Genomic DNA, 25,527 nt, shown 5'->3' on the forward strand with positions numbered 1-25,527 from the left:
CCCTACGGTGGCCGGTGAAGACCGTTGTCACGGGCCGGACCAGCAGGCGAACGCGCCGTCGGGCCGTGACGACCCCGACCAGGAGGACACATGAACCGCAAGGAGCTCATCAGCGCCGTCGCCGACAAGTCGGGCGTCTCGCAGGCCGACGCCGACAAGGTGCTCGCGGCCTTCCAGGACGTCGTGTTCGACGTCGTCGCCAAGGGCGAGGACAAGATCACCCTCCCCGGCTTCCTCTCCTTCGAGCAGGGCTCGCGCTCGGCACGTGAGGGCCGCAACCCCGCGACGGGCGAGACCATCCAGATCCCGGCGTCCAAGACCGCCAAGGTCAGCGCCGGCAGCAAGCTGAAGGCTGCCGCGGCCGGCTGAGCCGCGCGGCACGGCGGGTCCGCGACCCGCCGGCGAGCACGCCACGGCCCGTGCGCCGGGGGACCTCCCCGGCCACGGGCCGTCGCCGTGTCAGGCGACGGCGGAGCGGACGGGGTCCTCGTGGCCCGGCCAGCGGCGGGCGTCCTCGAGGACGCCCGCCAGACGGGCGACGTCGGTGGAGGCGAGCACCGCGGGTCGGGCGCGCAGCCACTCCAGCAGCCCACCGCCCGGCAGGACCGCGACCCCCGCCGCGGGCCGGCGGACGTCCACGGCGCGCGGCCCGACGAGCACGAGGACGGGCTGCACCGGCACGGACGCGGCCAGGGTCCCGGAGACCACCGCGGCCACGGCCGCGGCACGGCGGCGGCTGTCGCGCACGTACGTCTTCGGCTGGCCGCCCACCCGCAGCCGGTCCCCGTCGAGCCACGCGGTCGGGACGGCGTGACTGCGGGTCGTCACGGCGAGCACGCCGCCGGGCCCGACCAGGACGTGGTCCACGACGGCGCCGCCGCCGAGGGGGGCCGCGTGGAGGACCTGCCAGGTGGGGCCGAGCCCGGCGAGGGCGTCGCCCACGAGGCGCTGGCCGTGGGCGGCCTGCAGCCAGGGCAGCGCCTCCCGGGGCGGGCGGGAGCGGCCGAGCAGCCGCCGCGGCTGGGGTGCACGGTCGAGCAGGACGCGCGCGCGGTGCGCCGCCGGACCGCCGGGCTCGTTGAGCCGCAGCGACGGCGCCGCCTCCACGAGCGGCTCGGACGCCGCGCGCGGTGCCGGGACGCGGACGGCTGCGGCGGTCGGGTCCCCCGCCGCGCGCAGCGTGGTCGGCAGCGGCCGGCGACGCAGCGGGCTCTCGCGACGCACCCAGTCGTCGACGGCCCCGCGGACGGCCTGCTCGTGACCGGGGGCGGAGCGGACGTCGCCGCTGGAGAGGTCGTACCAGCCGACGGTGCGACCACCGCGGCTCACGTACAGCCGGCCCTGTCGTCGCACCGTGGTGGTCCCCATGGGGACCCCATCGGCACGACGGGCGACCGGCTTGAGCGGCGGGTCCCGCCCCTCACGCCTCCAGCTGCTCGAGGAACCCCAGGAGCAGGGCGTCGAGGGCCGAGGGCGCGCGCACCGGCACCCAGTGGTCGACGCCGACGAGCGTCTCGTAGCGCCACGGGCCGGTGACGAAGCGGGCGCTGGCGGTCATCTGCCGCTCGGTGAGCGCGGGGTCCCGGTCGGACCACACCCCCATGACGGGACGGTCGACCACGCCCCTGCGCACGCCGGGCCCCTGCGCACCTACCGCGGCGCTCCCGGCCCGCCGCCGGCGCCGGCCGGGCGTCGCGTTGGCGCGGTACCAGGCGAGCCCGGCGGCGAGGCGACCCGGGCGGGACAGGTCCGCCACCTGCCGGGCGAGGTCGGGCTCGTCGGCCGGCCGGGCACCCCGCCAGGCGAGCGCGCGCCACAGCCACCACCCCCGCCACGGCAGCAGCCGCTCGGCGAGACCCGGCACGAGGAAGGCGAGCACGTACAGGCCGCGCCACAGCTGGGCGGGACCGCCGGCGGCGCGTGCCCCCGGGTGCCCGACGCTCACCGCGACCAGCGCCCGCACCCGCTCGGGGTGGGCGGCGGCGAGCCGCCACGCGACCAGGCTCCCCCAGTCGTGCCCGACGACGACCACCCGGTCGAGGCCGAGGGCGTCGAGGACCGCGAGCACGTCGTCAACGACGAGCCCGAGCCGGTAGGCGCCGACGCGGTCGGGCGCGTCGGTGTCGCCGAAGCCGCGCAGGTCCGGCGCCACGACCCGGTGGCCGGCGTCGGCGAGCGCCCGCACCTGGTGCCGCCACAGCCGCCGCGAGTCGGGGAAGCCGTGCAGGAGCAGGACCGCCGGCCCCGACTCCGGCCCGGCGTCCGTCACCGCCACCTCGACCGGGCTGGTGATGCCGTCTCCGACCCGCGCGCCGGGCACCCGCCGCTCGCGCGCACCGGGCACCGCCTCGTCGGCCGTCGTGCTGTCCGAGGAGCGGTCCGTCACGGGCCCCAGCGTGGTCGCCGTGCGGCGACCACGCCACACCGCGCGGGCTCAGTCCTTGCCGCCGCCCGTGCCGCCGCCTCTGCCGCCGCCCGTGCCGCCCTCGGCGCCCGCGCCGCCGCCGGCGCTCCTCGGGCCCTCGTCGGAGGCCTCGTCCACCTCGACCGGCTCCTCGGCCTCACCGTCGTTCGCGGGCTTCGCCGCCTTCGCGGGCTTCTCCGTCTTCCCGGGCTTCTCCGCCTTCGCGGGCTTCTCGGCCTTCGCGGGCTTCTCCATGTCGTCCTCGCCTCGCGAGCCCCGCCCGGCCGCCTGGTCCGCGAGGACGGTCGCGCAGTACCCGTCGACCGCGTCGGCGCCGCCGGCGGCCTCGACGAGGTTCGCGCGCGCGACGGAGGACGCCCCGAGGCCGCCCTTCGACCACGCGGTGCACAGGCCCTTCGCCGCGGGGCCGGTGGCGTCGGGTCCGACGGGGCCCTCCTCCGGCGCCTCCGACGGCTCCGGCGACGGCTCCACCGAGGGCGCGACGGACGGCTCGATCGACGGCTGCACCGGCGGCTCCACCGACGGCTCCACCGACGGCTCCACCGACGGCTCCACCGAGGGCTCGGTCGACGGGTCCACCGACGGCTGCCCGGTCGGTTCCGCCGAGGGTGCGGCCGACGGCTCCGACGTCGGCTCGGTCGGCTCGGCGAGCTGCGCCGACGCGGCGAGCGAGCCCGTCACGACCAGGACGCCCGCGGCGGCGAGGACGACGGCGTGCTTCGTGACGAACGTGCGGACCTGCATGTGGACGCTCCTGCGCTTGGGGCCGCTCGACGACCCGGTCACCTCGAGCATCGGTCCCGTCGCGACCGCCGTTACCGCGCGAACGGGTGAGCCGGTGACGTCACCGCCCCGGCGGGTGACGCACCGCGTTCATCCCGGCCCGCGTCCTGCCGATCGTGCACGGGACAGCGACGAGGACGCCGGACCCCGGCGTCACGGGAGGAGTGGGCCGTGCAGCCGGGCGACACCACCGCGCCACCCCGGCGCCTCGGGCTGCCGGTCCCGCGTCGGGACCGCACGGCCCTGCCGCTGCCCGGGGCCACGGACCGTTTCCGCGTCCTCGTCGAGACGATGCCGGGCGTCGCCTACGTCGCCGCGCCGGGCGAGGCCGGCGCGTGGCACTACCTGAGCCCCCGCCTCACCGACGTGCTGGGCCACGACCCCGCCACGTGGCTCGACGACCCGTCCGCCTGGGTGCGCCTGCTGCACCCCGAGGACCGCGACCGCGTCCTCGCGGCGGAGGCCGGGTGGGGGCGGGACGTCGACTGCGTGCACGTCAGCGAGTACCGGCTGCGGGACGCGAGCGGCCGGTGGCGGTGGATCCAGGACGCCGTCACGGCCCGCGCCGGCGGTCCCGACGGGACGGACGTCGTGTGGTTCGGCGTGCTCACGGACGTCACGGAGGTCCGCGAGTCCCAGCAGGCGCTGCGGGTGAGCGAGCAGCAGCTCCGATCGGTGCTGGAGACGGCCCAGGACGGCTTCGTCAGCCTCGACGAGGCCGGCCGCGTGCTGGAGTGGAACGAGCGGGCGGAGGAGATGTTCGGCCGTCGCCGCGCGGAGGTGCTGGGCCGGGTGTTCGCCGACGTCGTCGTGCCGCCCGCGAAGCGCGCGGCCCACACGGCGGCGCTGGGGCGGCTGGCCGGGCGGCCCGACCGTCCGGTGGTGCGGCGCAGCGTCGAGACGACCGCCCTGCGGGCCGACGGCTCGGAGTTCCCGGTCGACCTCGTCCTGTGGGAGACGCGTGCGGGCGGGGTACGCCGCTACAACGCGTTCGTCCGCGACATCACGGAGCGGCGCCAGATGCAGGACGACCTGCGCTCGCTCGCCTACAGCGACACCCTCACCGGCCTGGCGAACCGGACGCGGCTCACCGAGCGGCTCCAGGACGCCCTCCGGCGGCCCGCGCGGGCCGGCGGGCGCCCCGCGCTGGTCTTCCTGGACCTCGACGACTTCAAGGCCGTCAACGACAGCCTCGGGCACGTGGCAGGTGACCGGGTGCTCACGACCGTCGCCGCGCGCCTGGTCGCGGTGTGCCCGGCCACGGCCACGGTCGCGCGCTTCGCCGGCGACGAGTTCGCCGTCCTGCTGCCCTCGGTGCCGGGCACCGACGCCGCCCTGGCCGTGGCCGAGCAGGTCGCCGCCGTCCTGCGCGAGCCCGTGACGGTCGACGGCCGGCGGCTCGTGCTGGGTGCGAGCGTGGGGCTCGCGGTCGCCGGCCCCGACACCGGGGCGACCGAGGTGCTGCGGGACGCCGACGCGGCCATGTACGAGGCCAAGCGCGCCGGCAAGGACCGCTGCACGGTCTTCGACCCGGAGGTGCACGCGCGTGCGCTCGCCCGCCTGGAGCTGCGCAACGACCTCGAGCACGCGCTCGAGCGCGAGGAGCTGTCCGTCGTCTTCCAGCCGTACGTGCGGCTGAGCACCGGCCGCATCGCCGGGTTCGAGACGCTCCTGCGGTGGCGTCACCCGCAGCGTGGCGCGGTCCCGCCGCTGGACTTCGTGCCGCTCGCGGAGGAGACGGGCCGCATCCGCGAGATCGGCGCGTGGGTGCTGCGCCGGGCGTGCGCCGCCGCCGCGGGCTGGCCCGCGGCCGCGGACGGCGGTGCACCCACGGTGAGCGTCAACGTGTCCACCGTGCAGCTGCGCGACACCGGCTTCGCCGCGACCGTCACCGACGTCCTCGCCACGACGGGCCTGCCGCCGAGCCGGCTCGTGCTGGAGATCACGGAGTCGGTGCTCCTCACCGACGTCGACGGCAGCCGCGAGCAGCTGGAACGGCTGCGCGGGCTGGGCGTGCGGGTCGCGGTCGACGACTTCGGCACGGGGTACTCCTCGCTGCGCTACCTCCAGGACCTGCCCCTGGACATCCTCAAGATCGACAAGTCGTTCGTCGAGCACCTGACGGGCGACCCGGACCGCACGTCCATGGCCGAGCTCGTCGTGCTCATCGGTCGGGCCCTGGGGCTGAGCGTCGTCGGCGAGGGCGTCGAGGGCCCCGACCAGGTCGAGGCGCTGCAGCGCCTCGGCTGCGACCTCGCGCAGGGGTACCACCTCGGCCACCCGGTCGACGGCGTCACGGCTCTGGCCCTCGCCTCGGGACGCTGACGCCCCCCCGCCCGCGCGCCGCGCGGCGGGACCCGTGGCCGGCCGCGGGCGGGTGGGGCAGGCTTGGCCCGTGCCCGGTGCCTACTGGATCAACTGCGTGCGGCAGGTCCGCGACCCCGAGCGGCTCGCGGCCTACGTCCGCCTCGCCGGCCCCGCCGTCGCCGACGCCGGCGGCACGTTCCTCGCCCGGGGGACGGCCGCGGCCGCCTTCGAGGACGGCGTCGCGGAGCGCACCGCCCTCATCGGCTTCGACAGCGTCGAAGCCGCCGTCGCCTGCTACGAGAGCCCCGCCTACCAGGAGGCGCTCGCCGCCCTCGGCGACGGCGCCGTGCGCGAAATCCGGATCGTGCCCGCCGCCGGCTGACGGACCCCTACCCGGCCCGTTCGCGGCACCCGGGCGCGCCCGGGCGACCACGACGACACACCGGGACGCTCGGGCGGTCGCCGGACGCCGCGCAGGGTCGTCGGAGGTGTCGTTGTGGCCGCGACAGTGCCGCGACAGTGCCGCGACAGTGCCGCTCGGCGAGCGGGACCCGGCGCGTACCGTCGTCGGGGTGAGGGGCGCACCGGGGGTCGGCGCGCGCGGCCGTGGTCCGCACCGGGCGGGCGTCGCGCTCGCGGCCGTGCTGTGCCTCCTGCTCCCCGGCTGCGGCACGGGAGCCGGGTCGTCGGGCCCGGCGACGGCCGCGGTGTCACCGCGCTCGACGGCCGGGCCGAGCGAGCCGGTCGCCGGTCCGCCCGTGCCGTCCCCGGCCACCTCGGTGGCCACGCGCGAGCCGTCCGTACCGGCCGGCAGCGGGCCGTCGTCGACGGTCGGGGGCGCGACGCCGCCGTCACCCGGCGCACCGACGGGCGGTGCGACGAACGGGCCCGGTGCGTCCCCGTCGCGCCCCGTCGCCGGGGCCGGCCCCGGCGGGGGTACCACGGCCACGCCGGCGCCGGACTGGCTCGGCACGCGGGCCCTCGCCCCGCCGGGCGGCGGCCCGGTCGCCCCGCAGGAGACCCCGCCGGAGCTGAGGGACCGGCGCATCGTGACGGTCGACCGGCTGCCCCCGCCGTCCGACGGGCAGTTCCACGCCTCCGTGGAGCAGGTCCCCGACGACGTGCTGGCCCGCTCGACGTGGCAGCCCGCGTGCCCCGTCGGGGTCGAGGACCTCCGGTACGTGCGGGTCGCGTTCTGGGGCTTCGACGGCCGGCCGCACACCGGCGAGCTGCTGCTGCACGCCGACGCGGTGGACGCGGTCGTCGGCGCGTTCCGGGCCATGCACGCCGAGCGGTTCCCGCTGGAGGAGGTGCGGGTCGTCCGCGCCGACGAGCTGGACGCGGCACCCACCGGCGACGGCAACGTGACGTCGGCCTTCGTGTGCCGTCCGGTGACCGGGGGCAGCGGGTGGTCACAGCACGCGTACGGGCGCGCCCTCGACGTCAACCCGTTCCACAACCCGTACGAGCGCGGCACCGGCGGCGACCGCGTCGTCATCCCGGAGCTCGCCACCTCCTACACCGACCGATCCCGCGACCTGCCCGGCATGGTGGTGCCCGGCTCCGTCGTCGAGCGCGCCTTCGCCGACGCGGCATGGGGCTGGGGCGGGGACTACCGGTCCTCGAAGGACTGGATGCACTTCTCGGCGACGGGCGGCTGAGCCCCGGGCGAGGCGGCCCCGGGCGAGGCGGGCCCGGGCGAGGCGGCGTCGCCCGACGCGACCGGGACCGCCACCGCCCCCGCGACGCGACCTCGACGACGCCGTCGTCGACGACGAGCGCGGTCTGCTCGCCAACGGCGTAGGCCGGGACCCCCATGCCGGCCGCCCTCGACTCCGCCGCCGCCATGGTGTTCGTCGGGACAGCGTCGAGGTGCGGGAAGAGCGTGAAGTCGACCAGCCCGAGCGTGCGGTCGTCCACCGCGGCGTGCCGGGACCGCACAGCGGGTGCCCCCACCGCGCCGTCGGCACGACGAGCGCGACGCACTCGTCGACGGGCCGGCCGAGCAGGCGGACCAGCGCAGCGTGGGCCTCGGCGTTCGTCACGCCACCGGACGACAGCAGCAGCCTGAAGGGTTCCTCCGGGGGTCGGCACGGTCGTGCGACCCGGCCGGGAGCGCGGACCCACCGGTCGCCGGACACGACACGGCCCCCGCGACGCACGTCGCGGGGGCCGGACCTCCACCTGGGAGCCGCCTCGGGGAATCGAACCCCGGACCTATTCATTACGAGTGAATCGCTCTGCCGACTGAGCTAAGGCGGCCGGCGCACGCGCGCGTGCGACCGCTGACGAGTGTAGAGGGTCAGCGGCGGTGCCGCGGTCCACCCGCCCCCACCCCGGCCCCCACCCCGGCGTCCACCCCGGCGTCCACGGCGGCCTCGGGCGTCGGCTCCCGCAGGTCGACGACGAGCACGCGGTGCCGCGGGGAGGGCACCGGCGCCCCGAGGGCCGCAGCCGGGGCGACGGACGTCGCTGCCTCCCTCGCCGACGGACCCCGGGTGGCCGGGTCCTGCGTCGCAGCCGGGGCGGTCACGTCGGCGGGCCGTCGCAGGGACCGCCTGTGCAGGGACCACCCCCGCGGCCGCGCACCGCGGTCCCGCGCCCACCACCCGTCGGCCTGCACCAGGTGCGTGCTCACCATCGCCCGTGCCGACATCGCGCCCTCCTCGTCCTGCCGACCAGGAGCAGCATGACCGCCGGGCGATACAGGGCACATCGGGGCCAGCACGGCACCGCGTCGGGGCCAGCACCACGTGGGCGGCGACACCGAGGGACACGACCACGTGGACGGGGGCGTTGACACCGGGGCGTCCCGCCCCCGAGGTTGACCCCCAGCGCCCGGGTGCACCGAAGGGAGGACGCGGATGCCGTCCGCCGTGGTCGCGCCCGCACGAGGCCGGGCGCTGGTCGCCGCCCTCGCGGTCGCCTGGCTGGTCGGCCTCGCCGTCTTCGTCGCCACGACGGTGCTCGTCGGCCGCGACTCCCGCAGCGAGGCGCTCGACACGTGGCTGTACTCCGCGCTGGCGCTCGGCGCGGCGGCGCTAGCGGTCCTGCGCGTCGTGCTCGTCCGCGGCGAGCGGCGGCTGTGGTCGCTGAACGCGCTCGCCCTCTGCGTCTACACGGCCGGCGACGTGACGTACAGCTTCTGGGTGGTCGGGCTCGACCCTGAGCCGTACCCGTCGCCGGCCGACGGCCTCTGGCTCGCGTACTACGTGCTGGCGGTCGCCTTCCTCGTCGCCCTGCTGCGCCGCCACGCCCGCGACGTGAGCCGCAGCACGGCCGTCGACGGCGTCGTGGTCGGGCTCGGTGCGGCCGCGGCCACCGCGGCGGTGTCCTTCGACACGATCCTCGCGGCGACCGAGGGCGGCGGGCCGGAGACCGTGGCGACGCTCGCCTACCCGGTGGGGGCGCTCGTGCTGCTCGGGACCGCGGGCGCCGCGCTGGCGGTCCTGGGGTGGCGCGTCGGCCGGCAGTGGTGGGCGCTCGTGCTCGGCGGCCTGCTGTTCGCGGCCGCCGACACGGTCTACGCGTTCCTCAGCGCCACCGACGGCTACACCGACGGCGGTCCCGTGGACGCGATGTGGCTCGCGGCCCTCGGCCTGCAGGCGGGCGCGGCGTGGCTGCGGCCACGCACCGCCCGCCACGCCGCGGACCGCAGCCTCGCCACGCTCGTCGTCCCGCTCGCCTTCGCGGGCGCCGCGCTCGTCCTGCTCGTGCTCGAGCACTTCCAGCGCCTCAGCCTCCTCGCCCTCGTCCTCGCCGCGGGGACCGTCGCGGCGGCGCTGCTGCGCATCACGCTCACGGTCGAGGAGACGCGGCAGCTCGCGGTCGTGCGCGTGCAGGCCGTCACCGACGACCTCACCGGCCTGCCGAACCGCCGGCGCCTGGACCAGTCGCTGCGCGCGGCGACGACCCGCGAGGGCCGGCCGGTGGGGCTGCTCATGCTCGACCTCGACCGCTTCAAGGACGTCAACGACGCGCTCGGGCACCCCGTCGGCGACGCCCTGCTCGTCGAGGTGTCACGCCGCCTCCAGGGCGCGACCAGCGGCGAGGAGCTCGTGGCCCGGCTCGGCGGCGACGAGTTCGCCGTGCTGCTGCCCGGCGTCCGCGGCGAGGAGCTGCTGGAGCGCGCGCGGGCGGTGGCGGCGCTGCTCGGTCCGCCCGTGGACCTCGGCCACATCAGCCTGCACGTGAGCACGAGCGTCGGGGCCGCCGCGTACCCGGACCACGCCGGCGACGCCTCGCACCTCATGCGTGCCGCCGACGTCGCGATGTACCGCGCGAAGCGACGCGGCACCGGCGTCGCGCTGTACGAGTCCTCTGCGGACACCGCCACGCCGGAGCACCTGCGGGTCATCGAGGAGTTCCGCACCGGCTTCGCCGAGAGCGGCGTGCGCTGCGTGTACCGCCCGGTGCGGGACCTGCGGGACGGGCGCGTGCTGCGCTGGCTCGCGGAGCCGCGCTGGACCCACCCCCGCCTGGGTGACGTGCCGACGCGGGAGCTGCTGGAGATGGTCGAGCGCACGGGACTCGTGCGCGAGCACACCACCCACGTGCTGCACCGCGCGCTCGCGGACCTCCCCCTGCTGCCCGCACCGCTCACGGGACGCCACGGCGGCGGGGGACGGGGCGACGGGGCGGGCGGGGAACGGGTCGTCGTCGTCCGCCTGTCGGCGGTCGAGCTCCTCGACGCCCGCCTGCCCGGGACGGTCGTGACCGCCCTCGAACGCAGCGGCACGGGCCCGGGCTCGCTGCTGCTGGAGTGCGAGGAGAGCACGCTCGTGGCCGAGCCGGAACGGTGCACCCGGGCGCTGCTGGCAGTACGGCGCGTCGGCGTGCGGATCGGGGTGACGGGGCACGGCACGGGGCCGACGTCGCTGCCGCACCTGCGGAGCCTGCCGCTGAGCAGCCTGGCGGTCGACGGCGCGCTCGTGGGCGCGGTCCAGCGCGACAGCGCGGCGCTCGCGGTCCTCAAGGCGGCGGTCGTCCTCGGCCACGAGCTCGGCGTCGAGGTCGTCGCCTCCGGCGTGCCCGACGAGCGGCTGCTCGACGAGCTCGCGGCGCTCGGCGTCGACGCCGTCGACGGCCCCGCGCTCGGCGACCCGGTCGAGCCGGCGGTGGTCACGACCGCGTCGCCAGGCGGGGCGAGCATCGACGGCACGCAGGACGGGACGCTCGACGGCACGCTCGGCGGGTCGCCCGAGCGGTCTGTCGACGGCAGCCGGTCCAGCCGGGAGGCGCAGCCTCAGTAGGCCGCCTCGCAGGTCGTCCCGTCCGCCGGCACCTCGCCCTCGAGCCAGAACGCGTCGAGCAGCTCGTCGACGCACCCCGAGCCCGCGCGGCCGTAGGCGGTGTGCCCGTCGCCGTCGAAGCGGACGAGGACCCCGGTGTCGAGCTGGTCGGCGAGCCGTTCCGCCCACACCATCGGCGTCGCCGGGTCCCGGGTGGTCCCCACGACGACGACCGGGGGCGCGCCCTGCCCGTCGACCTCGGGCCACGGCACGGCCGTGTGCTCCCAGTCCAGGCACGGCAGCGCGCCGTAGGCGAGCTGCGGGCCGAACGTCGGCGCCGCCTCGGTCAGCTCCCGGGAGAGCCGGTCGAGGTCGTCGGGCCCGACCGAGCCGCGGCGCACCGGGTCGCCACCGCGGTCCAGGCAGTTGACGGCGTAGATGGCCTCGCCCGCGTTCGAGCGGTACGACCCGTCGGGCTGCCGCTCGCGGAAGAAGTCGTTGAGCCGGAGCAGCACCGAGCCGTCGCCGGTGTAGGCCAGGCCGAGCGCCAGCCGGAGACCGGGCCAGAGGTCGTAGTTGTAGAGCGGGCTGATCAGCCCGGCGAGACCCAGCCCCTGGTTGACCTCGCGGTCGTCGCCCTCGGCGGGCAGGGGCGCGGTGTCGAGCGAGGCGAGCAGCGCCCGCACCTGGCCGACGCCCTCCTCCGTCGTACCGGCGAGGGGGCAGTCGTCCTGCTGCAGGCAGTCGGCGACGAACGCCTCGAGCGCGACCTCGAAACCACCGGCCTGCTCCAGCGCCCGCGTGAAGTCGTCCGGTGCGCGGGGCGTCAGGTCGACCGCCCCGTCGAGCACGACCCGGCCGACGCGGTCGGGGAACAGCTCGACGTACAGCGCCCCGATGACCGTCCCGTAGGACTTGCCGAGGTAGTCCAGCTCCGTCTCGCCGAGCGCCGCGCGCAGGACGTCCATGTCGCGGGCGACGCTCACCGAGTCGACGTGCGGCGCCACGGGGTCGTCGCCGCACCCGGTGGCGAGCTCGCCCGCGAGAGCCTCGAGCGCGTCGAGCTCGCGCGGGTCGTCGGGGCTCGGGTCCGCGGCCACGAAGGCGTCGTACGTGCCGTCGTCGACGCAGTCGACCGGCGCGGAGCGGGCGACGCCGCGCGGGTCGAAGCCGACGACGTCGTAGGCGGCCCGCAGGCGGTCGGTCGTGACGAGCTCGGCCTGCAGCGCGTAGTCCACACCCGACCCACCCGGACCGCCCGGGTTGAGCACGAGGGAGCCGGCCCGCTCGCCGGAGGCGGGCAGGCGGGCGAGCGCGAGCCCGATCGTGTCGCCGTCGGGCTCGTCGTAGTCCAGCGGCACCTCGAGCGTGCCGCACTCCTGGCGCGTGAGCTCCAGCCCCTCGGGCGGGCGGACGTCGTCGCAGGGGCCCCACTGCACCCGCTGGGCGTAGAAGGGGGCGAGGGCGTCGTCCGGCGCCGCGGTGACGGCGGGGTCCGTGACCGGCGGCACGGAGCCGGCGGTCCCGGGCTGCCCGGCCCCGCCGGCGTCGGGCGGGGCGGCGAGCGAGCAGCCGGCGAGGGCGAGCGCGGCGAGCACCACCGCCGGCGCCGCTCGCGGGAGGCGTCCGGCGCCGGACGCGGGCCGGCCGGAGGCGGTCGCGTGCCTCACGCCGGCTCGCCCAGCCGGAGCGTCATGCCCTCGAGCGCGAGCGGCAGGGCCGCGTTCTGCGTGAGGCGCCGGCGCGTCGTGGTGATGACGTCGCACGTGCGCAGGACGTCCGCGGGCGGGGTGCGCCGCGCCAGCCGCTCCACGTCGGCGCGCAGGTCGGCGTTGACCAGCGGGACGCTCGCGCCGGCCTGGACGAGCAGCACGTCCCGGTACAGCGACAGCAGGTCGAGCAGGGCGCGGTCGAGGCCGTCGGTCGCGCTGCGGCGCGCGCGCCGGCGGTGCTGCTCCTGCAGCTCGCGCCACTGCGCCCGCACCTGCCGCGGCAGCTCCTCCGGAGCGCTCACCCCCATCGCCCGCAGCCACGCGGCGTTCTCGTGCTCCTGCTGCGCCTCGACCGCGGCCGTCGACTCCTCGGTGGCGATCTCGCGCAGCTCCTGCGCCGCGTCGACGGCGCCGGGCACCCCCACGGCCCGGCCCGGCACCTGCAGGACCTCGCGGCGACGGCGTCGTGCGTCCGGGTCGAGGGCGAGCCGGCGCGCGACCCCGATGTGGCCCTGCGACGCGGCCGCCGCCCACGCCGCCTCGGCCGCGCTCACGCCGTGCTGCTCCACGAGCACCCGCGCCACCGCGTCGGCGGCGGGGACGCCGAGGCCGACCTGGCGGCAGCGGCTGCGGATGGTGGGCAGCAGGTCGTCGGGCGAGGGCGCGCACAGCACCCACACCGTGTGCGGGGGCGGCTCCTCCACCTCCTTGAGGAGCATGTTGGCCGCGACGTCGCGCAGCCGGTCGGCGTCCTCCACGACCACGACGACGTGGCGGCCGCGCGTCGGGGCCATGGCCGCGCGGCGCACCAGCTGGACGACGACGTCCTTGCGCAGCTGCATCTCGTCGGTGGCGAGGACCGTGACGTCGGGGTGGGACCCGGCGAGCGCCTCGATGCAGTCGGGGCAGCGCCCGCACCCGTCGTCGGGGCACTGCAGGGCCGCCGCGAAGGCGCGGGCCGCGACCGAGCGCCCCGACCCGGGCGGGCCGGTGACGAGCCACGCGTGCGCCAGCCCCGACGGCTCGAGGCGTCGCGCGACGGCCCGCCGCAGCGTCGCCACCGCCCGCTCCTGGCCGACGACCGCGTCCCAGACGCTCACCGGCCGCGTTCCCCCCGCTCGGCCTCGCTCGTGCCGGGCAGCTCGATGACGTGCGGGCGGGTCCCGCCCGGACCCGTACCGTCGTCGGGCCCGTCACCGCCGCCGGCCCGGCCCCAGCCGTCCTGCCCGTCCCGGTCCTCCTGCCCTTCCCAGCCGTCCTGCCTGTCCCAGTCCTCCCAGTCGTCCCAGCCGTCCCCGGCGCCGTCCCGCTGCCCGGTGGGCGGCGCGTCCACCAGCACGGGAAGCACGTCGGTGTCGCCCTCGTGCAGGTGCCGGCGGTGCTCCTCGGCGCGGGCCCGCATGCGCTCGGCCTCGGTGGCCAGCCGCTCCCGCTCCGCCTGCTCCTGCCGCCGGCGGTCGACCGCGAGCCGCTCGCGGACGTCGGCCCGGACGGCCTCCTCGGCGGACGCCTCCTCCACCGCGCGGGCCTCGCGGTGCTCGCGGCGGCGGGCGTCGGCGGCGAGCCGCTCGGCCATCGTGTCGCGCTGCCGCGGCGACAGCGGGAGCATGCGCCGCACCCGCCGGTCCACCTCGCGCAGGACCTCGGCCTCCGGGCGGGACGCGTCGACGACGAGGTAGCGGCGCGGGTCGAGCGCCGCCCGCTCGAGGAAGGTCCGGCGCACGCGGGCGTGGAAGTCCGCCCCCGCCGACTCCAGCCGGTCGGCGCCGTCGGCGCCGTCGCGCTCCTCCAGACGTCCGCGCGCGGTCGACGGGTCGATGTCGAGCACGACGGTGAGGTCCGGCCGCAGCCCGTCGGTGGCCCACCGCGACAGCCGTGCGACCTCCGCCCCCTGGAGGTCCCCGCGCGCACCCTGGTAGGCGACCGAGGAGTCGACGTAGCGGTCCCCCACGACGACGCGCCCCGCCGCGAGCGCCGGCCGCACGACCGTCGCCACGTGCTGGGCGCGGTCCGCGGCGAACAGCAGCGCCTCCGCGCGGGGCACCGGTCCGAGGGCGGGGTCGCCGGGGTCCAGGACGAGCCGGCGCACCTCGCGGCCCAGCGGCGTGCCGCCCGGCTCGCGGGTGAGCAGCACGTCGTGCCCGAGCTCGTCGACCAGCACGCGCTCCAGCGCGGTGACGAGGGTCGACTTGCCGGAGCCGTCCCCGCCCTCGACGACGAGGAAGAAGCCGGGGTGCGGCCGCTCGACGTCGAACGGGTCGCCGGTCCCCCGACGCACCGCCTCCACGACCTCCGCGCGCAGCGACAGCCCCGGGCGGTCGTCGAGCTGACGGAAGGTGACCACCCCGACGACCACTGCGAGCGCGCCGGCGAGGGCGAGCACGGTCCCCGGGCCGCCGAAGGTCCACGTCAGGGTGTCGGTGACGTCGAGGGAGCGCTCGCCCACGACGCTCGCGAGCGCGGGACCGGCGGCCATGACGCCCACGAGGACGATGCGCACCGCGGTCTGCACGAAGGCGAAGGTCCTGCCCCGGACGGTGTCGTCGACCTCGGCGCCGAGCAGCGTCATGCCCGTGACCCACGCGAGGCCGGCGAAGAAGCCGAGCACCGTGACGACGAGGACCGACAGCACGATGTCCGCGGACAGCCCCACCACCACGAGCACGACGCCCGCCGCCGCGATCGAGGCGCCGAACAGGCGGCGGCGCGACACGTCGCGCAGCGTCCGGGGGCCCTGCCAGACCCCGAGCGCCATGCCGACGAAGACCGCACCGAAAAGGACGCCGTAGCCGGGTGCCCCCGCCCCCAGGCGCGCGACGTAGGGGATGCCGAGGCCGATGACGAAGCCGCCCGCCGCGAAGGCGCCGATCATGCCGCCGACCAGCCCGCGGACCACCGGCGTCCGTGCGATGAACGACCAGCCGTCGAGCACCTGCCGCCACACCGACGGCCTGGCCGGCGCCGCGCCGGGCATGCCGTCGTCGGTGACGTCGGCGCGCGCGTCGGGGGCGGCCTCGTGGCGCAGCGCGGGTCCGCGTGCACCGGGCGGCAGCGGGAGGCGGGCGATGACGACCGCCGCCACGAGGAACGTGACGCCGTTGACGTACAGCGCGAGGTCGACGGGGCTGACGAGCGCGTCGGCGAGGCCGCCGAGGACGTCGTCGAGCATGTTGCTCAGCCACACGAGGACCACGAAGAGCAGCGCGGCGACCGGTGCGGTGCCGTAGGTGGCGACGACGCCGAGCTGGTTGGCGGCCTCCAGGCGCCGGCGCGGCACGAGGTTGGGCACCATCGCGTCCTTGGCCGGCATCCAGAACAGGGCCGTCACCTCGACGAGCACCGTCGCCACGTACAGCCACCACAGCTCGCCGACTAGCGGTACGGACAGGAACAGCAGACCGCGGACGACGTCGCCCACCACGAGGGTCGTCCGCCGGTCGAGGCGGTCCGCGAGCACGCCCGCGAGTGGCCCGAGCAGCAGGGCGGGCGCGAGCCGGGCGACGAACACGAGCGAGACCGCGACGCCCGCCTGCGCGCTCGTGAGGTCGACCGAGCCGAGGTCGAGCAGGTCGGCGTCGCCGGCGGAGCCCGCGAGGACGGCCGCGAAGAACGTGACGGCGAGCAGCCCCAGCCAGTCACCGAGGCTCGACAGCCCGAGCACCACCCACAGGCGCCGGAAGGCGCGGTGGCGCAGCACCCCGGACGGGCTGTGGTCGGGCAGCCCGGAGCCGTCCGCCGGGTCGACGGTCTCCGGGTCCGCGAGCACGTGGCCGTGGCCCTCGTGGCCCCCGGAGCCGTCCGGGCCGTCGGGTCCGCCGGGTCCGTCGAGGCGCGCGCTCACGTCGCCAGGGTACGTGCGGCCCCCGTCACGACGGCGCAGCCGCCGCCACCCTGTGGGTGACGGCGGCTGCGTGACGGCCGGTGAAGGGGGCCGGCCGTCCGGGTGCCTGCCCGGGACCCCGCCGTCCTCACGGCCGGGCCCGTCGTCGGGTCAGTGGAGGACGGGCAGTGCCCGCACCCCGGGCAGGTCCCGCCAGCGACGGCCCAGCCCGAGCACGTCGCCGGCGTGGAGCACCACGAGGAGCACGAGGACCATCGCGTACACCAGGTGGTCGTCCATGAAGGGGTTGTTGGCGGGGGGCAGGACGGCCGCCCACATGAGGACGAGCATGACCGCACCGGAGGCGGCGGCGATCCTCATGCCGATGCCGAGCACGAGGGCGACACCGATGCCGAGCAGGCCGACCATGAACAGCCAGTCGGCCCAGGCGGCTCCGGCGATGCTGTTGAAGGTGCTCGCGAAGGGCCCGGTGGGGGCGTTGGCGAGGAAGCCCTCGGTGGGCGACCCGCCGGCGGTCCAGGCGCCCTCGGCGGGCGTCGCCCGGCCGAGGCCGAACGTCTTGTCGAGGAACGCCCAGAGGAACACGAAGCCGAGGCTGAGGCGCAGCGCCGCGAGCAGGTACCGGGCGGTGGTGGGCAGGCGGTCGGCCCGGCTCACGACCGTCGGCTCGTCGGTGTGCGTCGCACGCGGGGCGGTGCTGTGACGCTCGATGGTGGCCATGTCGACCTCCTGCAGGTCCGCCGGCCTGACGGCCGGGCCGCCACCGCGGGTCGGTGGCGCACTACGAGAGTGGCGCCTCCGCAGGGCCCTGACCTGGGACGAAGGTCCCCGGGACGTAGGTCCCGGGCCCGGCGCCGCCTCAGCGTCAGCCGCCACCAGGACTGCACCGCAGCCGACCCTGCCGGACTGCAGGGTCACCCGCTCGGTGCGCCGGACCTAGGCCCCGGTCGTCGTCTTCTTCGCGGTCGTCTTCTTCGCCGTCGTCTTCTTGGCAGTCGTCTTCTTGGCAGTCGTCTTCTTCGCGGCCGTCTTCTTCGCGGCGGTCTTCTTGGCGCCGCGCTTCTTGGCCGGTCCGGCGGCGCGCCGCTCGGCCAGCAGCTCGACGGCCCGCTCGAGGCTGACGGACTCCTTGGTGTCGTCGCCGCGCAGGGTCGCGTTCGTCTCCCCGTCGGACACGTAGTCCCCGTAGCGGCCCGAGCGCACGGTGATGGTGCCGCCGCTCACGGGGTCGGCGCCGAGCTCCTTGAGCGGGGCCGGCGCGGCACGACCGCCGCGTCCGCGCTTGGGCTGGGCGTAGATGGCGAGCGCCTGCTCGAGCGTGACGGTGAAGATCTGCTCCTCGCTCTCGAGCGAGCGCGAGTCGCTGCCCTTGCGCAGGTAGGGCCCGTAGCGGCCGTTCTGCGCCGTGATCTCCTCGTCGGTCTCGGGGTCGGTGCCCACGACGCGCGGCAGCGACAGCAGCCGGAGGGCGTCCTCGAGCGTGACGCTCTCCATCGACATGGACGCCAGCAGGCTCGCCCGACGGGGCTTGTCCGCGGACCCCTCGGGCAGCACCTCCGCGACGAACGGGCCGAAGCGGCCGGACTTCACGATGACGTCGTGGCCGGTGTCGGGGTCCTGCCCGAGCACGGTGTCGCCCTTGGCGGCGTCGGCGAGCAGGACGCGCGCCCGCTCGACGGTCAGCTCGTCCGGCGCGATGTCGTCGGGCACGGAGGCGCGCAGCTCCTTGCCGTCGGCACCGGCCGGCGCCTCCTCGTCCTGCAGGTAGGGGCCGTAGCGCCCGACCCTCAGCACGACGCCGTCGCCGATCTCGATGGTCGACACGGCCCGCGCGTCGATGTCGCCGAGTCCGTCGGCGAGGCCCTTGAGGCCCTCCGCGAGGCCCGTCAGCCCCTGGCCGGCACCCCCGGGCAGCGGCGGGAGGCCGCCGCCGCCCGCGGCGTCGCCGTGACCGCCCGCGCCGAAGTAGAAGCGGGCGAGCCAGTCGGCACCCGCCACCTCGCCCGCCGCGACGCGGTCGAGGTCGGCCTCCATCTCGGCGGTGAAGTCGTAGTCGACGAGGCGCGGGAAGTGCTCCTCGAGCAGCCGCGTGACGGCGAAGGCGAGCCACTCCGGCACGAGCGCCGTGCCCTTGTGCCGCACGTAGCCCCGGTCGATGATCGTCCCGATGGTGGCGGCGTAGGTGGACGGGCGACCGATGCCGCGCTCCTCCAGCGCCTTGACGAGGCTCGCCTCGGTGTAGCGCGACGGAGGGGTCGTGCGGTGCTCGGTGGTGAGGAGCTCCTCGGCGTCGACCCGGTCGCCCTCCTCCAGCCGCGGCAGGCGGGCCTCGCCCTTGTCGTCCTCCGCGGCCCCCGCGGCCGGCTCGGCGTACCGGTCGGCGTCGCGGCCCTCCTCGTACGCGGCGAGGAACCCGCGGAAGGTGATCACGGTGCCGGAGGCGGCGAACTCCGTCGCCCGGCCGTCGGAGGTCGTCGCGGCGAGGCGTACCGAGGCGGTCGTGCCGCGGGCGTCGGCCATCTGCGAGGCGACGGTCCGCTGCCAGATGAGCTCGTAGAGGCGGAACTCGTCGCCGCGCAGCGCGCCGGCGACCTGCGCGGGCGTCCGGAAGGAGTCCCCGGCGGGGCGGATCGCCTCGTGGGCCTCCTGCGCGTTCTTCGCCTTGGACGAGTACACGCGCGGCTGCGCGGGCACCGACTCGGCGCCGTACAGGTCACCGGCCTGACGGCGCGCGGCGTCGACCGCCTGCTGCGACAGGGCGGTGGAGTCGGTCCGCATGTACGTGATGAAGCCGCCCTCGTACAGCGTCTGCGCGACGCGCATCGCCTGCTTGCTGCTGAGGCGCAGCTTGCGGCTGGCCTCCTGCTGCAGGGTGGACGTGGTGAACGGGGCGGCGGGCCTGCGCGTGTACGGCTTCTCCTCGACGCGCGCGACGGTGACGTCCGCGCCGTCCAGCGCCGTGACGAGCCCGCGCGCCTCCTCCACCGTGAGCGCGACCGCGCTCTCGCCCCGCAGCCGCCCGCGGTCGTCGAAGTCGCGGCCGGTGGCGACGCGGGCGCCGTCGAGCGCGGCGAGCCGCGCGACGAAGCGCTGCCGGTCGCCGGGGGCGGCGAACGTGCCGGACACGCCCGCGTAGTCCGCGGCGACGAAGGCCATGCGCTCGCGCTCGCGCTCGACGACGAGGCGGGTGGCGACGGACTGCACGCGTCCGGCCGACAGGCCCTGCCGCACCTTGCGCCACAGGACGGGGCTGACCTCGTAGCCGTACAGGCGGTCGAGGATGCGCCGGGTCTCCTGCGCGTCGACGAGGGCGTCGTCGATGTCGCGGGTGGACTCCAGCGCCCGGCTGATCGCCTCGCGCGTGATCTCGTGGAAGACCATCCGCTTGACGGGGACCTTGGGCTTGAGCTCCTCGAGCAGGTGCCACGCGATGGCCTCGCCCTCGCGGTCCTCGTCGGTCGCGAGGATGAGCTCGTCGACGTCCTTGAGCGCGCGGCGCAGCTCGGTGACCTTCTTCTTCTTGTCCGCGTCGACGACGTAGTAGGGCTCGAACCCGTTCTCGACGTCGACCGCGAACTTGCCGAGCGGTCCCTTCTTCAGCTCCGGCGGGAGCTCCGAGGGCTGCGGCAGGTCGCGGATGTGGCCGACCGACGCCTCCACGACGTAGCCGTCGCCGAGGTAGCCCCCGATGGTCCGCGCCTTCGCGGGGGACTCGACGATGACGAGCGCACGGGTGCTCTGCCCGGCGGCGGTGGTGGTGCTGCGTGCCACGTGGTGCGTCCTCTCTCGCGGGCGGTGACCTCCGCCCGACCGCGCAACGGTAACGGCACGCCGTGCCGGCCGGTCCCGAGGCGGCCGCCTGTGGAGGACCGGACGGCCCCGGTGCGGACCCGGGTTAGGGTGCGGTGACGGTCGGGGGGCCAGTCACGCTCGGTCATGATCGCACCAGGCCGGGGTGGCGGGCAGGGACCCGGGGCGGTGGACGAGGGGACGGGCATGACGACCACGACCGCGCCCTCCCTCGCGCGCGGCGCGCGTCGTCGTCTGGTGGTGCTCACCGCGGTCCGTCACGTCGCGACCGGCACCGTCCTCGCCTCGTGGCTGCTCACGGCCGGCGCCCGCGGTCTGGAGCCGGCCGCCGTGGGCGCGCTCGTGGCGGTCGTCGGCGTCGGGACGGCGCTGCTCGAGCTCCCGACCGGCGCGCTCGCGGACGTCGTCGGTCGCCGGGTGGTGCTCGCCGCGGCGGCCGGCGCGGCCGGTGTCGCGTACGTGCTGCTCGCCGTCGCCGCGTCGCTGCCCGCCCTGTGGGCGGCGGCGGCCCTGCTGGCGGTCGCGCAGGCCCTGGCGAGCGGTCCGCTGGAGGCGTGGTTCGTGGACCGCGTGGGCCCGGACCCCGACGCCGTGCGCTCCGGGCTGGCCGCGGCGGGCACCGCCACGGGGCTCGGCCTGGCCGCGGGCGGCCTGCTCGCGGGCGCGCTCGCCGCGCTGGGGTCCGCGCTCGGCCTGCCCGAGCGGGGCGGGCCGGGGCTGATCGCCCTGTCCGTGCCCGTGCTGGGCGCCGCCGTCCTCGCCGTCGTCGAGGCCGTCCTCGTCGTCGTGCTGCTGCGGCGGGCGCCCGGTGCGCCCGGTCCGGCGGCCGCCGCCGGGTCACCCTCCGCACCCGAGGCGCCACCGACCGCCTCGGTCGGTGCGCTGCTGTCCGCGCTGCCACGCACGGTCGCCTCGGGGGCCGGGCTCGCCGTGCGGGACGGGGTGCTCCGGTGGTTCGCGGTGCGGTGGCTCCTCGTGCCGGTCGGCTTCCTCGCCCTGGAGCTGCTCGGTCCGCTCCGCCTCACCGAGCTGCTCGCCGACCCCTCCGCCGCGGCCGGGGTGCTCGGCCCCCTGACCGCCGGGTGCTTCGCGGGCGTCGGGCTCACCGCGGCCGTCGCGCCGTGGCTCGCGCGACGTCTCGGTGCGCTGCCGGCGGCGGCAGCGAGCACCGTCGTGGCCGGCGTCGCCTTCGCTCTCGCGGGGAGCGGCGGCGCCGCGCTCCTCGTCGCGGGCGTGCTGCTGGGCTACCTCGCATCCGGGCCGGGCAACCCGCTGCTGGCCCCGCTCGTGCACGAGCGGGTCGACGGGGCGCGCCGCGCGACGCTGCTGTCGGTGCGCTCGCTGACGGGCAACCTGGCGGTCGCGGCGGGCGCCCTCGCCCTGGGCGTGACCGGTGACCTCGCGGGCACGCCGTGGGCTTTCGTGCTCGCCGGGACGCTGACGGCGGCGGCGGCGCTGCCCCTGCTCGGCGTCGCCCGCGCACGGGGCTGACAAGGCGGGAGCCGCACCGCACACTGGTGGGATGGCGCCTGCGACGTCGCAGCGGACGCCGCGACCGCGAGTGCTGGTGCCGTGGTGGCGGCGCCCCTTCGTGCGGTTGCCCGCCCCCACCGCGCCGCCGCTGCACCGTCTCGTCGCCGACCTGCACCGACTGGAGCGCGAGGCCGAGCGGCTGCTGAGCGACGAGACGGTCCTCGCGCGCGGCCAGAAGCTGCTGGCGGTGCGGACCGCCTACGACCTCGTGCTGCTCGACGCGTGCAGCGCCGTGGGGGTCCCCGCCCCCCGCCAGCGGGCGCCCCTCACGAGCAGCGAGCGGCTGCTCACGACGGTCGAGCTGAGTCGGGCGGGCCTGGCCTGGTGAGGACCAGGTCGTCGAGGAGGTCCTCGACCTGGCGCAGCGCGAAGGACTCCGAGTCCGTCACCGCCCAGCGCAGCTGGCCGCTCACCTCTGCGGACACCAGGCCGACCATGCGGGACCAGCCGACGAGGAAGGCGTAGGCCTCGCCCGGCCGCACTGGCAGCCCGAGGGCGGCCACCGCCCCGGCCAGCTGGGCTCGCAGCCCGGGCTCGAGGTCTTCCTCGGGCACCGCCCGCAGCCGACCGACAGCGGCCAGACCGGCGAGGACGTCGGCGAACAGCCCGGCGAGACGGCGCGACGCGCGGTCCGTCGGCCCGCCGACCGGTGCGGCGTAGCCGGCGAGGGGCGTGCCGAGGGCGAGTCCGAACTCCGCCGGGTTGGCCAGCGCCCACGACCGGAACGCCAGCGTCGCCGCCCTCAGCCTCTCCTCGTGCTCGACCGCGCCGCAGCGCGCGACCGCATCCTCGACCGCATCGGCGACATCGTCGTAGCAGGCGGCGACGAGCAGGGTGAGCAGGTCGTCGCGGCCGCGCACGTGGCGGTACAGCGCGGGGGCGCTCACCCCCAGCCGTCGCGCGACCTCACGGACGACGACCGCCTGCGGCCCGGCCTCGGCGAGGAGCTCCCGGCTCACCCGCACGAGGTCGGCGGTGGTCAACCCCGGCCGATTCGCCCCTTGCACGGTTAACAACGTTAACCTAACGTCGTGGTTAACATCGTTAACCAACCTGAGGAGGCCTCGTGGTCGTCGTGTACGCAGTGCTCGCCGTCATCGGTCTGGCCGGCACGTGGTTCTTCAACATCCGCTCCATGACCGCGGGCGAGGACTACCTCGCCGGCTGGTTCGGCACCGCCGCCTCGAGCAGCGCCGCCGCCGACGTCCTCGTCGCGGCGGTCGCGGCCTGTCTGTTCCTGCTGGTGGAGGCACGCCGTCTCGGCATGCGGTGGGCGTGGGTGCTCGTGCCGCTCACCCTCGCGGTGGCGGTCGCCTTCACGTTCCCCCTGTTCCTCGCGTGGCGGGAGGTCGTGCTGCGCCGACGTGCCGAGCGGTCCACCCCCGGAGCCGCACACCACCTACCCGCCTGACACGGCGCGCCTCAGCCGGCCGTTCGGCCCGCGGCGCGCTCGAGGCGGAAGCAGAACGGCTCGGCGTGGCCCCGGCAGTCCATGAGCCCGAGCACTACGCGGGGCAGGTCACCGGTGTCGTCGGGGTCACGGCGGAACGCGTCGAGCACCGGCACGTGGTCGTAGACCATGGCCGCGCTCACCCGGCCGCGGACCTCGACGGCCCGCAGCCGCGCCCGCGGTCGGCGCGTCGCCAGCAAGGGGTGCGCGACGGCGGCCAGGCGGCCGGCCGCCGCCGAGCGAGGCAGCACACCCAGCGTACGCGCGGCCAGTGGCAGCAGCCGGGGCTCCAGCGCCCGGACCCGGCCGTCGCGGCCCTCGAAGAGCAGGGGGTCGACGTCGTCGTCGGAGCGGAACGCCTTGCCCCACCAGCCGTAGGTCCCCAGCAGCCCGTCGAGCACGTGCCCGGTCGGCACCGCCGAGCCCCGCCAACGGCCGTGCAGGGCCGAGGTCGGCAGCGGCTCGCCGGCGTCGAAGCGCTCGAGCGCCCTGTCCCGGTCGCCGCGGCTCACCCCGCCGTCCCAGGCTGCGGCAGCTCGAGCAGCCCCTCGCGGACGAGGTCCTCGACGGCCGGCAGCAGCCGGTCGACGAGCGGTCCGGCCGGCTCCTCGAGGAGGTCCGCGAGCGCGGCGGCCAGCTGCCCGACGGTCAGCTCCCCGTCGCAGGCACCGACGAGGCCCGCGAGCGCGGCCGAGGCCTCGACGACCCGGCCCCGGCGACGGGTGTCGACGAGGTGCACCGTTCGCAGGTCGGCCGCGCCGGGGTCGAGCTCGCGGCGCTCCACGACCCCGGCGGCGACGACCGGGCGGGCGGCGAGCAGCGCCGAGCGGTCGCGGTGGGCGCCCGCGCGTCCGAGGGCGTCGTGACCCGCGAGGCCCGCGGCGAGCACGTCACGCCACGCGCCCGGGACGCTCGCGTGCTCCTCGTCGAGCCGCAGCAGCGGCGGGGTCGAGGGGTCGGCGGCCCGGCGGCGCAGCGTGACGACACCGAAGCCGACGGCCTCGACGCCGCGGGCGTCGAAGTCCTCCAGCCACGCCCGGTACCAGCGCGCCGCCTCGGCGGGGTCCGGCCGCCCGCCGTCGGCGATCCACGCCTCGGCGTACAGGGCGGGGTCGGCGAGCTCGCGCTGCACGACCCACACGTCGAGCACGTCGGCGCCCCCGCTCGCGGTCGCGACGTCGTGCTGCGACTGCTCCGCCCAGCCCCGCAGCCGCGCCCGCCAGCCCTCGCCCGCACGGTCCTCCCAGTTGCCGAGGAACTGCGCGAGGCCGCCCTCGGCGAGGTGCAGCGGCGCCTCCCGCAGCATCCGGCGCACCACGTCGTCGCCGTCGAGGCCGGCGTCACGGTACGTGTACGTCGGCACGTCGGGCCGACGGGGCGTGACGACGAAGGGCAGGTTCGCGACGACCCGGTCGAAGCGCTCGCCCGCGACGGGGGCCAGCAGGCTGCCGGGCCGCACGTCGACGTCGACGTCGTTGAGCGCGGCGGTGAAGCGGGCGAAGGCGCACGCCCGCTCGCTGAGGTCGGTGGCGACGACGCTCGCGCCCGTGCGCGCCAGGTGCAGCGACTGCACGCCGGACCCGGCTCCCACGTCCAGGCAGCGCATGCCGGACAGGGCGGGCACCGTGGCCTCCACCAGCGTGGTCGACGCCGCGCCGACCCCCAGCACGTGGTCGGTGGGCAGCACCCCACCCTGCTGCGCGACCTCGCCCAGGTCGGCGCACACCCACCAGGCCGACTCCCCCAGGTCGTCGGCGACCGCGTGCGGCTGCAGGTCGACGCAGGCGCGGACCCCGCCGTCGACGACGCGCAGCAGGCCGAGCGACTCCGCGGCGGCGACCCCGGTGGACGGCAGGGCCGCCTCCGCCTGCGCCCGCGACACCTCGTCGCCCAGGGTGAACAGCCGCAGCAGGACCCCCACCGGGTCGTCACCGTCGGCCAGGACCCGGCGGGCGGGGACGGCCTGGTCCCGGGCCAGCGCCCGCGCGGCGACGTCCCCGAGCCGCTCGACCACGCCGTCGACCGTGTAGCCGGCGGCCGCCAGGTCCGCCCGCAGCGGCCCCAGGTCGAGGTCGGCTCGGGGCGGGGGCGTGGGGAGGTCCTCGGGCACCGGCCCACGCTATCCACCGGCCGGGGCACGACCACCCGCGAGGAACGTCCCGTCGTGCGGTTCCGGTGCGTGCGGTCCTAGCGTGGCAGCCCATGACCGGCCGGGACCGTCGTCGCCACCGTCCCGCCCCCGGGGGGACCGTGGCCGTGCTGGCCCTGGTCCTCGCGGGCTGCTCGGCCTCCGGCGGGGTCACGTCGGCCCCGGTCACCGACGCGCCGAGCACGGCCGTGGCCGCACCGAGCACTGCGGATCTACCCCCCCGAACGAGACCGCGTCGCTGTTCGCGCCCTACCCGTCCACCGGGTGCGCGGCCGACGACGTCCGG

20 protein-coding genes and 1 tRNA gene are annotated in these 25,527 nt (G+C 77.0%); 8 read left to right on the forward strand and 13 right to left on the reverse strand.

Annotated elements, in window-relative coordinates:
* The first annotated feature begins 90 nt into the window (after positions 1 to 90).
* A complete protein-coding gene (locus WAA21_RS03530) occupies positions 91 to 369 on the forward strand; it encodes an HU family DNA-binding protein (RefSeq protein ID WP_336921375.1) in 279 nt (92 codons plus the stop codon).
* Between the two features lie 90 nt (positions 370 to 459).
* Here the strand turns inward: WAA21_RS03530 and WAA21_RS03535 are convergent, their stop codons facing one another.
* From WAA21_RS03535 to WAA21_RS03545, 3 genes are read right to left on the reverse strand one after another with little or no spacing between them, the layout of a single operon-like run.
* Positions 460 to 1,368, reverse strand: a complete 909-nt coding sequence (locus WAA21_RS03535; protein ID WP_336921376.1) for an NERD domain-containing protein — start codon at positions 1,366 to 1,368, stop codon at positions 460 to 462.
* A gap of 52 nt (positions 1,369 to 1,420) precedes the next feature.
* Entirely contained in the window at positions 1,421 to 2,386 is a 966-nt protein-coding gene (locus tag WAA21_RS03540) for an alpha/beta fold hydrolase (protein ID WP_336921377.1), read from the reverse strand.
* A gap of 48 nt (positions 2,387 to 2,434) precedes the next feature.
* Positions 2,435 to 3,169: a hypothetical protein gene (locus tag WAA21_RS03545; RefSeq protein ID WP_336921378.1), complete on the reverse strand. Its 735-nt coding sequence runs from the start codon at positions 3,167 to 3,169 to the stop codon at positions 2,435 to 2,437.
* Between the two features lie 210 nt (positions 3,170 to 3,379).
* Here WAA21_RS03545 and WAA21_RS03550 point away from each other — a divergent pair, with 210 nt between their 5' ends.
* From WAA21_RS03550 to WAA21_RS03560, 3 genes are all read left to right on the forward strand, one after another.
* Positions 3,380 to 5,533 (forward strand): putative bifunctional diguanylate cyclase/phosphodiesterase, encoded by a 2,154-nt coding sequence (locus WAA21_RS03550; protein ID WP_336921379.1) that lies wholly within the window; start codon positions 3,380 to 3,382, stop codon positions 5,531 to 5,533.
* A gap of 70 nt (positions 5,534 to 5,603) precedes the next feature.
* Positions 5,604 to 5,897, forward strand: coding sequence for a DUF1330 domain-containing protein (locus tag WAA21_RS03555; RefSeq protein WP_336921380.1), 294 nt, complete (start codon positions 5,604 to 5,606; stop codon positions 5,895 to 5,897).
* A 190-nt stretch (positions 5,898 to 6,087) separates the two neighbouring features.
* Positions 6,088 to 7,176, forward strand: coding sequence for a M15 family metallopeptidase (locus tag WAA21_RS03560; protein WP_336921381.1), 1,089 nt, complete (start codon positions 6,088 to 6,090; stop codon positions 7,174 to 7,176).
* A gap of 528 nt (positions 7,177 to 7,704) precedes the next feature.
* Here the strand turns inward: WAA21_RS03560 and WAA21_RS03565 are convergent.
* A tRNA-Thr gene (locus WAA21_RS03565) sits at positions 7,705 to 7,777 on the reverse strand.
* 40 nt (positions 7,778 to 7,817) lie between these two features.
* Positions 7,818 to 7,949 (reverse strand): hypothetical protein, encoded by a 132-nt coding sequence (locus tag WAA21_RS03570; RefSeq protein ID WP_336921382.1) that lies wholly within the window; start codon positions 7,947 to 7,949, stop codon positions 7,818 to 7,820.
* A 430-nt stretch (positions 7,950 to 8,379) separates the two neighbouring features.
* On the opposite strand from WAA21_RS03570, the gene WAA21_RS03575 reads away from it, so the two are divergent.
* Positions 8,380 to 10,767 (forward strand): putative bifunctional diguanylate cyclase/phosphodiesterase, encoded by a 2,388-nt coding sequence (locus WAA21_RS03575; protein ID WP_336921383.1) that lies wholly within the window; start codon positions 8,380 to 8,382, stop codon positions 10,765 to 10,767.
* Here the strand turns inward: WAA21_RS03575 and WAA21_RS03580 are convergent.
* From WAA21_RS03580 to topA, 5 genes are all read right to left on the reverse strand, one after another.
* On the reverse strand, positions 10,761 to 12,416 hold the full coding sequence (locus WAA21_RS03580) for an alpha/beta hydrolase (protein WP_336921384.1): 1,656 nt from the start codon (positions 12,414 to 12,416) through the stop codon (positions 10,761 to 10,763). The genes WAA21_RS03575 and WAA21_RS03580 overlap by 7 nt on opposite strands.
* On the reverse strand, positions 12,413 to 13,558 hold the full coding sequence (locus WAA21_RS03585; RefSeq protein WP_336921385.1) for a DNA polymerase III subunit delta': 1,146 nt from the start codon (positions 13,556 to 13,558) through the stop codon (positions 12,413 to 12,415). Before WAA21_RS03585 ends, WAA21_RS03580 begins: the two co-directional genes overlap by 4 nt.
* Positions 13,555 to 16,299 (reverse strand): dTMP kinase, encoded by a 2,745-nt coding sequence (gene tmk / locus WAA21_RS03590; protein ID WP_336921386.1) that lies wholly within the window; start codon positions 16,297 to 16,299, stop codon positions 13,555 to 13,557. The genes WAA21_RS03585 and tmk overlap by 4 nt, the downstream gene beginning before the upstream one ends.
* Before the next feature lie 150 nt (positions 16,300 to 16,449).
* Positions 16,450 to 17,019, reverse strand: coding sequence for a hypothetical protein (locus tag WAA21_RS03595; RefSeq protein WP_336921387.1), 570 nt, complete (start codon positions 17,017 to 17,019; stop codon positions 16,450 to 16,452).
* 216 nt (positions 17,020 to 17,235) lie between these two features.
* A complete protein-coding gene (gene topA / locus WAA21_RS03600; RefSeq protein WP_336921388.1) occupies positions 17,236 to 20,070 on the reverse strand; it encodes a type I DNA topoisomerase in 2,835 nt (944 codons plus the stop codon).
* 225 nt (positions 20,071 to 20,295) lie between these two features.
* On the opposite strand from topA, the gene WAA21_RS03605 reads away from it, so the two are divergent.
* Positions 20,296 to 21,600 carry an MFS transporter gene (locus tag WAA21_RS03605; protein ID WP_336921389.1) on the forward strand — a complete coding sequence of 435 codons (1,305 nt, stop codon included), beginning with the start codon at positions 20,296 to 20,298 and terminating at the stop codon, positions 21,598 to 21,600.
* 31 nt (positions 21,601 to 21,631) lie between these two features.
* Positions 21,632 to 21,970 carry a hypothetical protein gene (locus WAA21_RS03610; RefSeq protein ID WP_336921390.1) on the forward strand — a complete coding sequence of 113 codons (339 nt, stop codon included), beginning with the start codon at positions 21,632 to 21,634 and terminating at the stop codon, positions 21,968 to 21,970.
* On the opposite strand, the gene WAA21_RS03615 is transcribed toward WAA21_RS03610, so the two are convergent.
* Positions 21,930 to 22,625 (reverse strand): TetR/AcrR family transcriptional regulator, encoded by a 696-nt coding sequence (locus WAA21_RS03615; protein WP_336921391.1) that lies wholly within the window; start codon positions 22,623 to 22,625, stop codon positions 21,930 to 21,932. The two genes, WAA21_RS03610 and WAA21_RS03615, sit on opposite strands and share 41 nt — an antisense overlap.
* Positions 22,626 to 22,708: 83 nt before the next feature.
* Between WAA21_RS03615 and WAA21_RS03620 the strand changes: the two genes are divergently transcribed.
* Positions 22,709 to 23,053: a DUF2834 domain-containing protein gene (locus WAA21_RS03620; RefSeq protein ID WP_336921392.1), complete on the forward strand. Its 345-nt coding sequence runs from the start codon at positions 22,709 to 22,711 to the stop codon at positions 23,051 to 23,053.
* Positions 23,054 to 23,064: 11 nt separating this feature from the next.
* Here the strand turns inward: WAA21_RS03620 and WAA21_RS03625 are convergent, their stop codons facing one another.
* On the reverse strand, positions 23,065 to 23,604 hold the full coding sequence (locus tag WAA21_RS03625) for a GXWXG domain-containing protein (protein WP_336921393.1): 540 nt from the start codon (positions 23,602 to 23,604) through the stop codon (positions 23,065 to 23,067).
* Positions 23,601 to 25,202, reverse strand: a complete 1,602-nt coding sequence (locus WAA21_RS03630) for a DUF7059 domain-containing protein (RefSeq protein ID WP_336921394.1) — start codon at positions 25,200 to 25,202, stop codon at positions 23,601 to 23,603. The genes WAA21_RS03625 and WAA21_RS03630 overlap by 4 nt, the downstream gene beginning before the upstream one ends.
* Positions 25,203 to 25,527 lie beyond the last annotated feature (325 nt).

Source organism: Aquipuribacter sp. SD81, assembly GCF_037153975.1.
Lineage (GTDB): Bacteria > Actinomycetota > Actinomycetes > Actinomycetales > JBBAYJ01 > Aquipuribacter.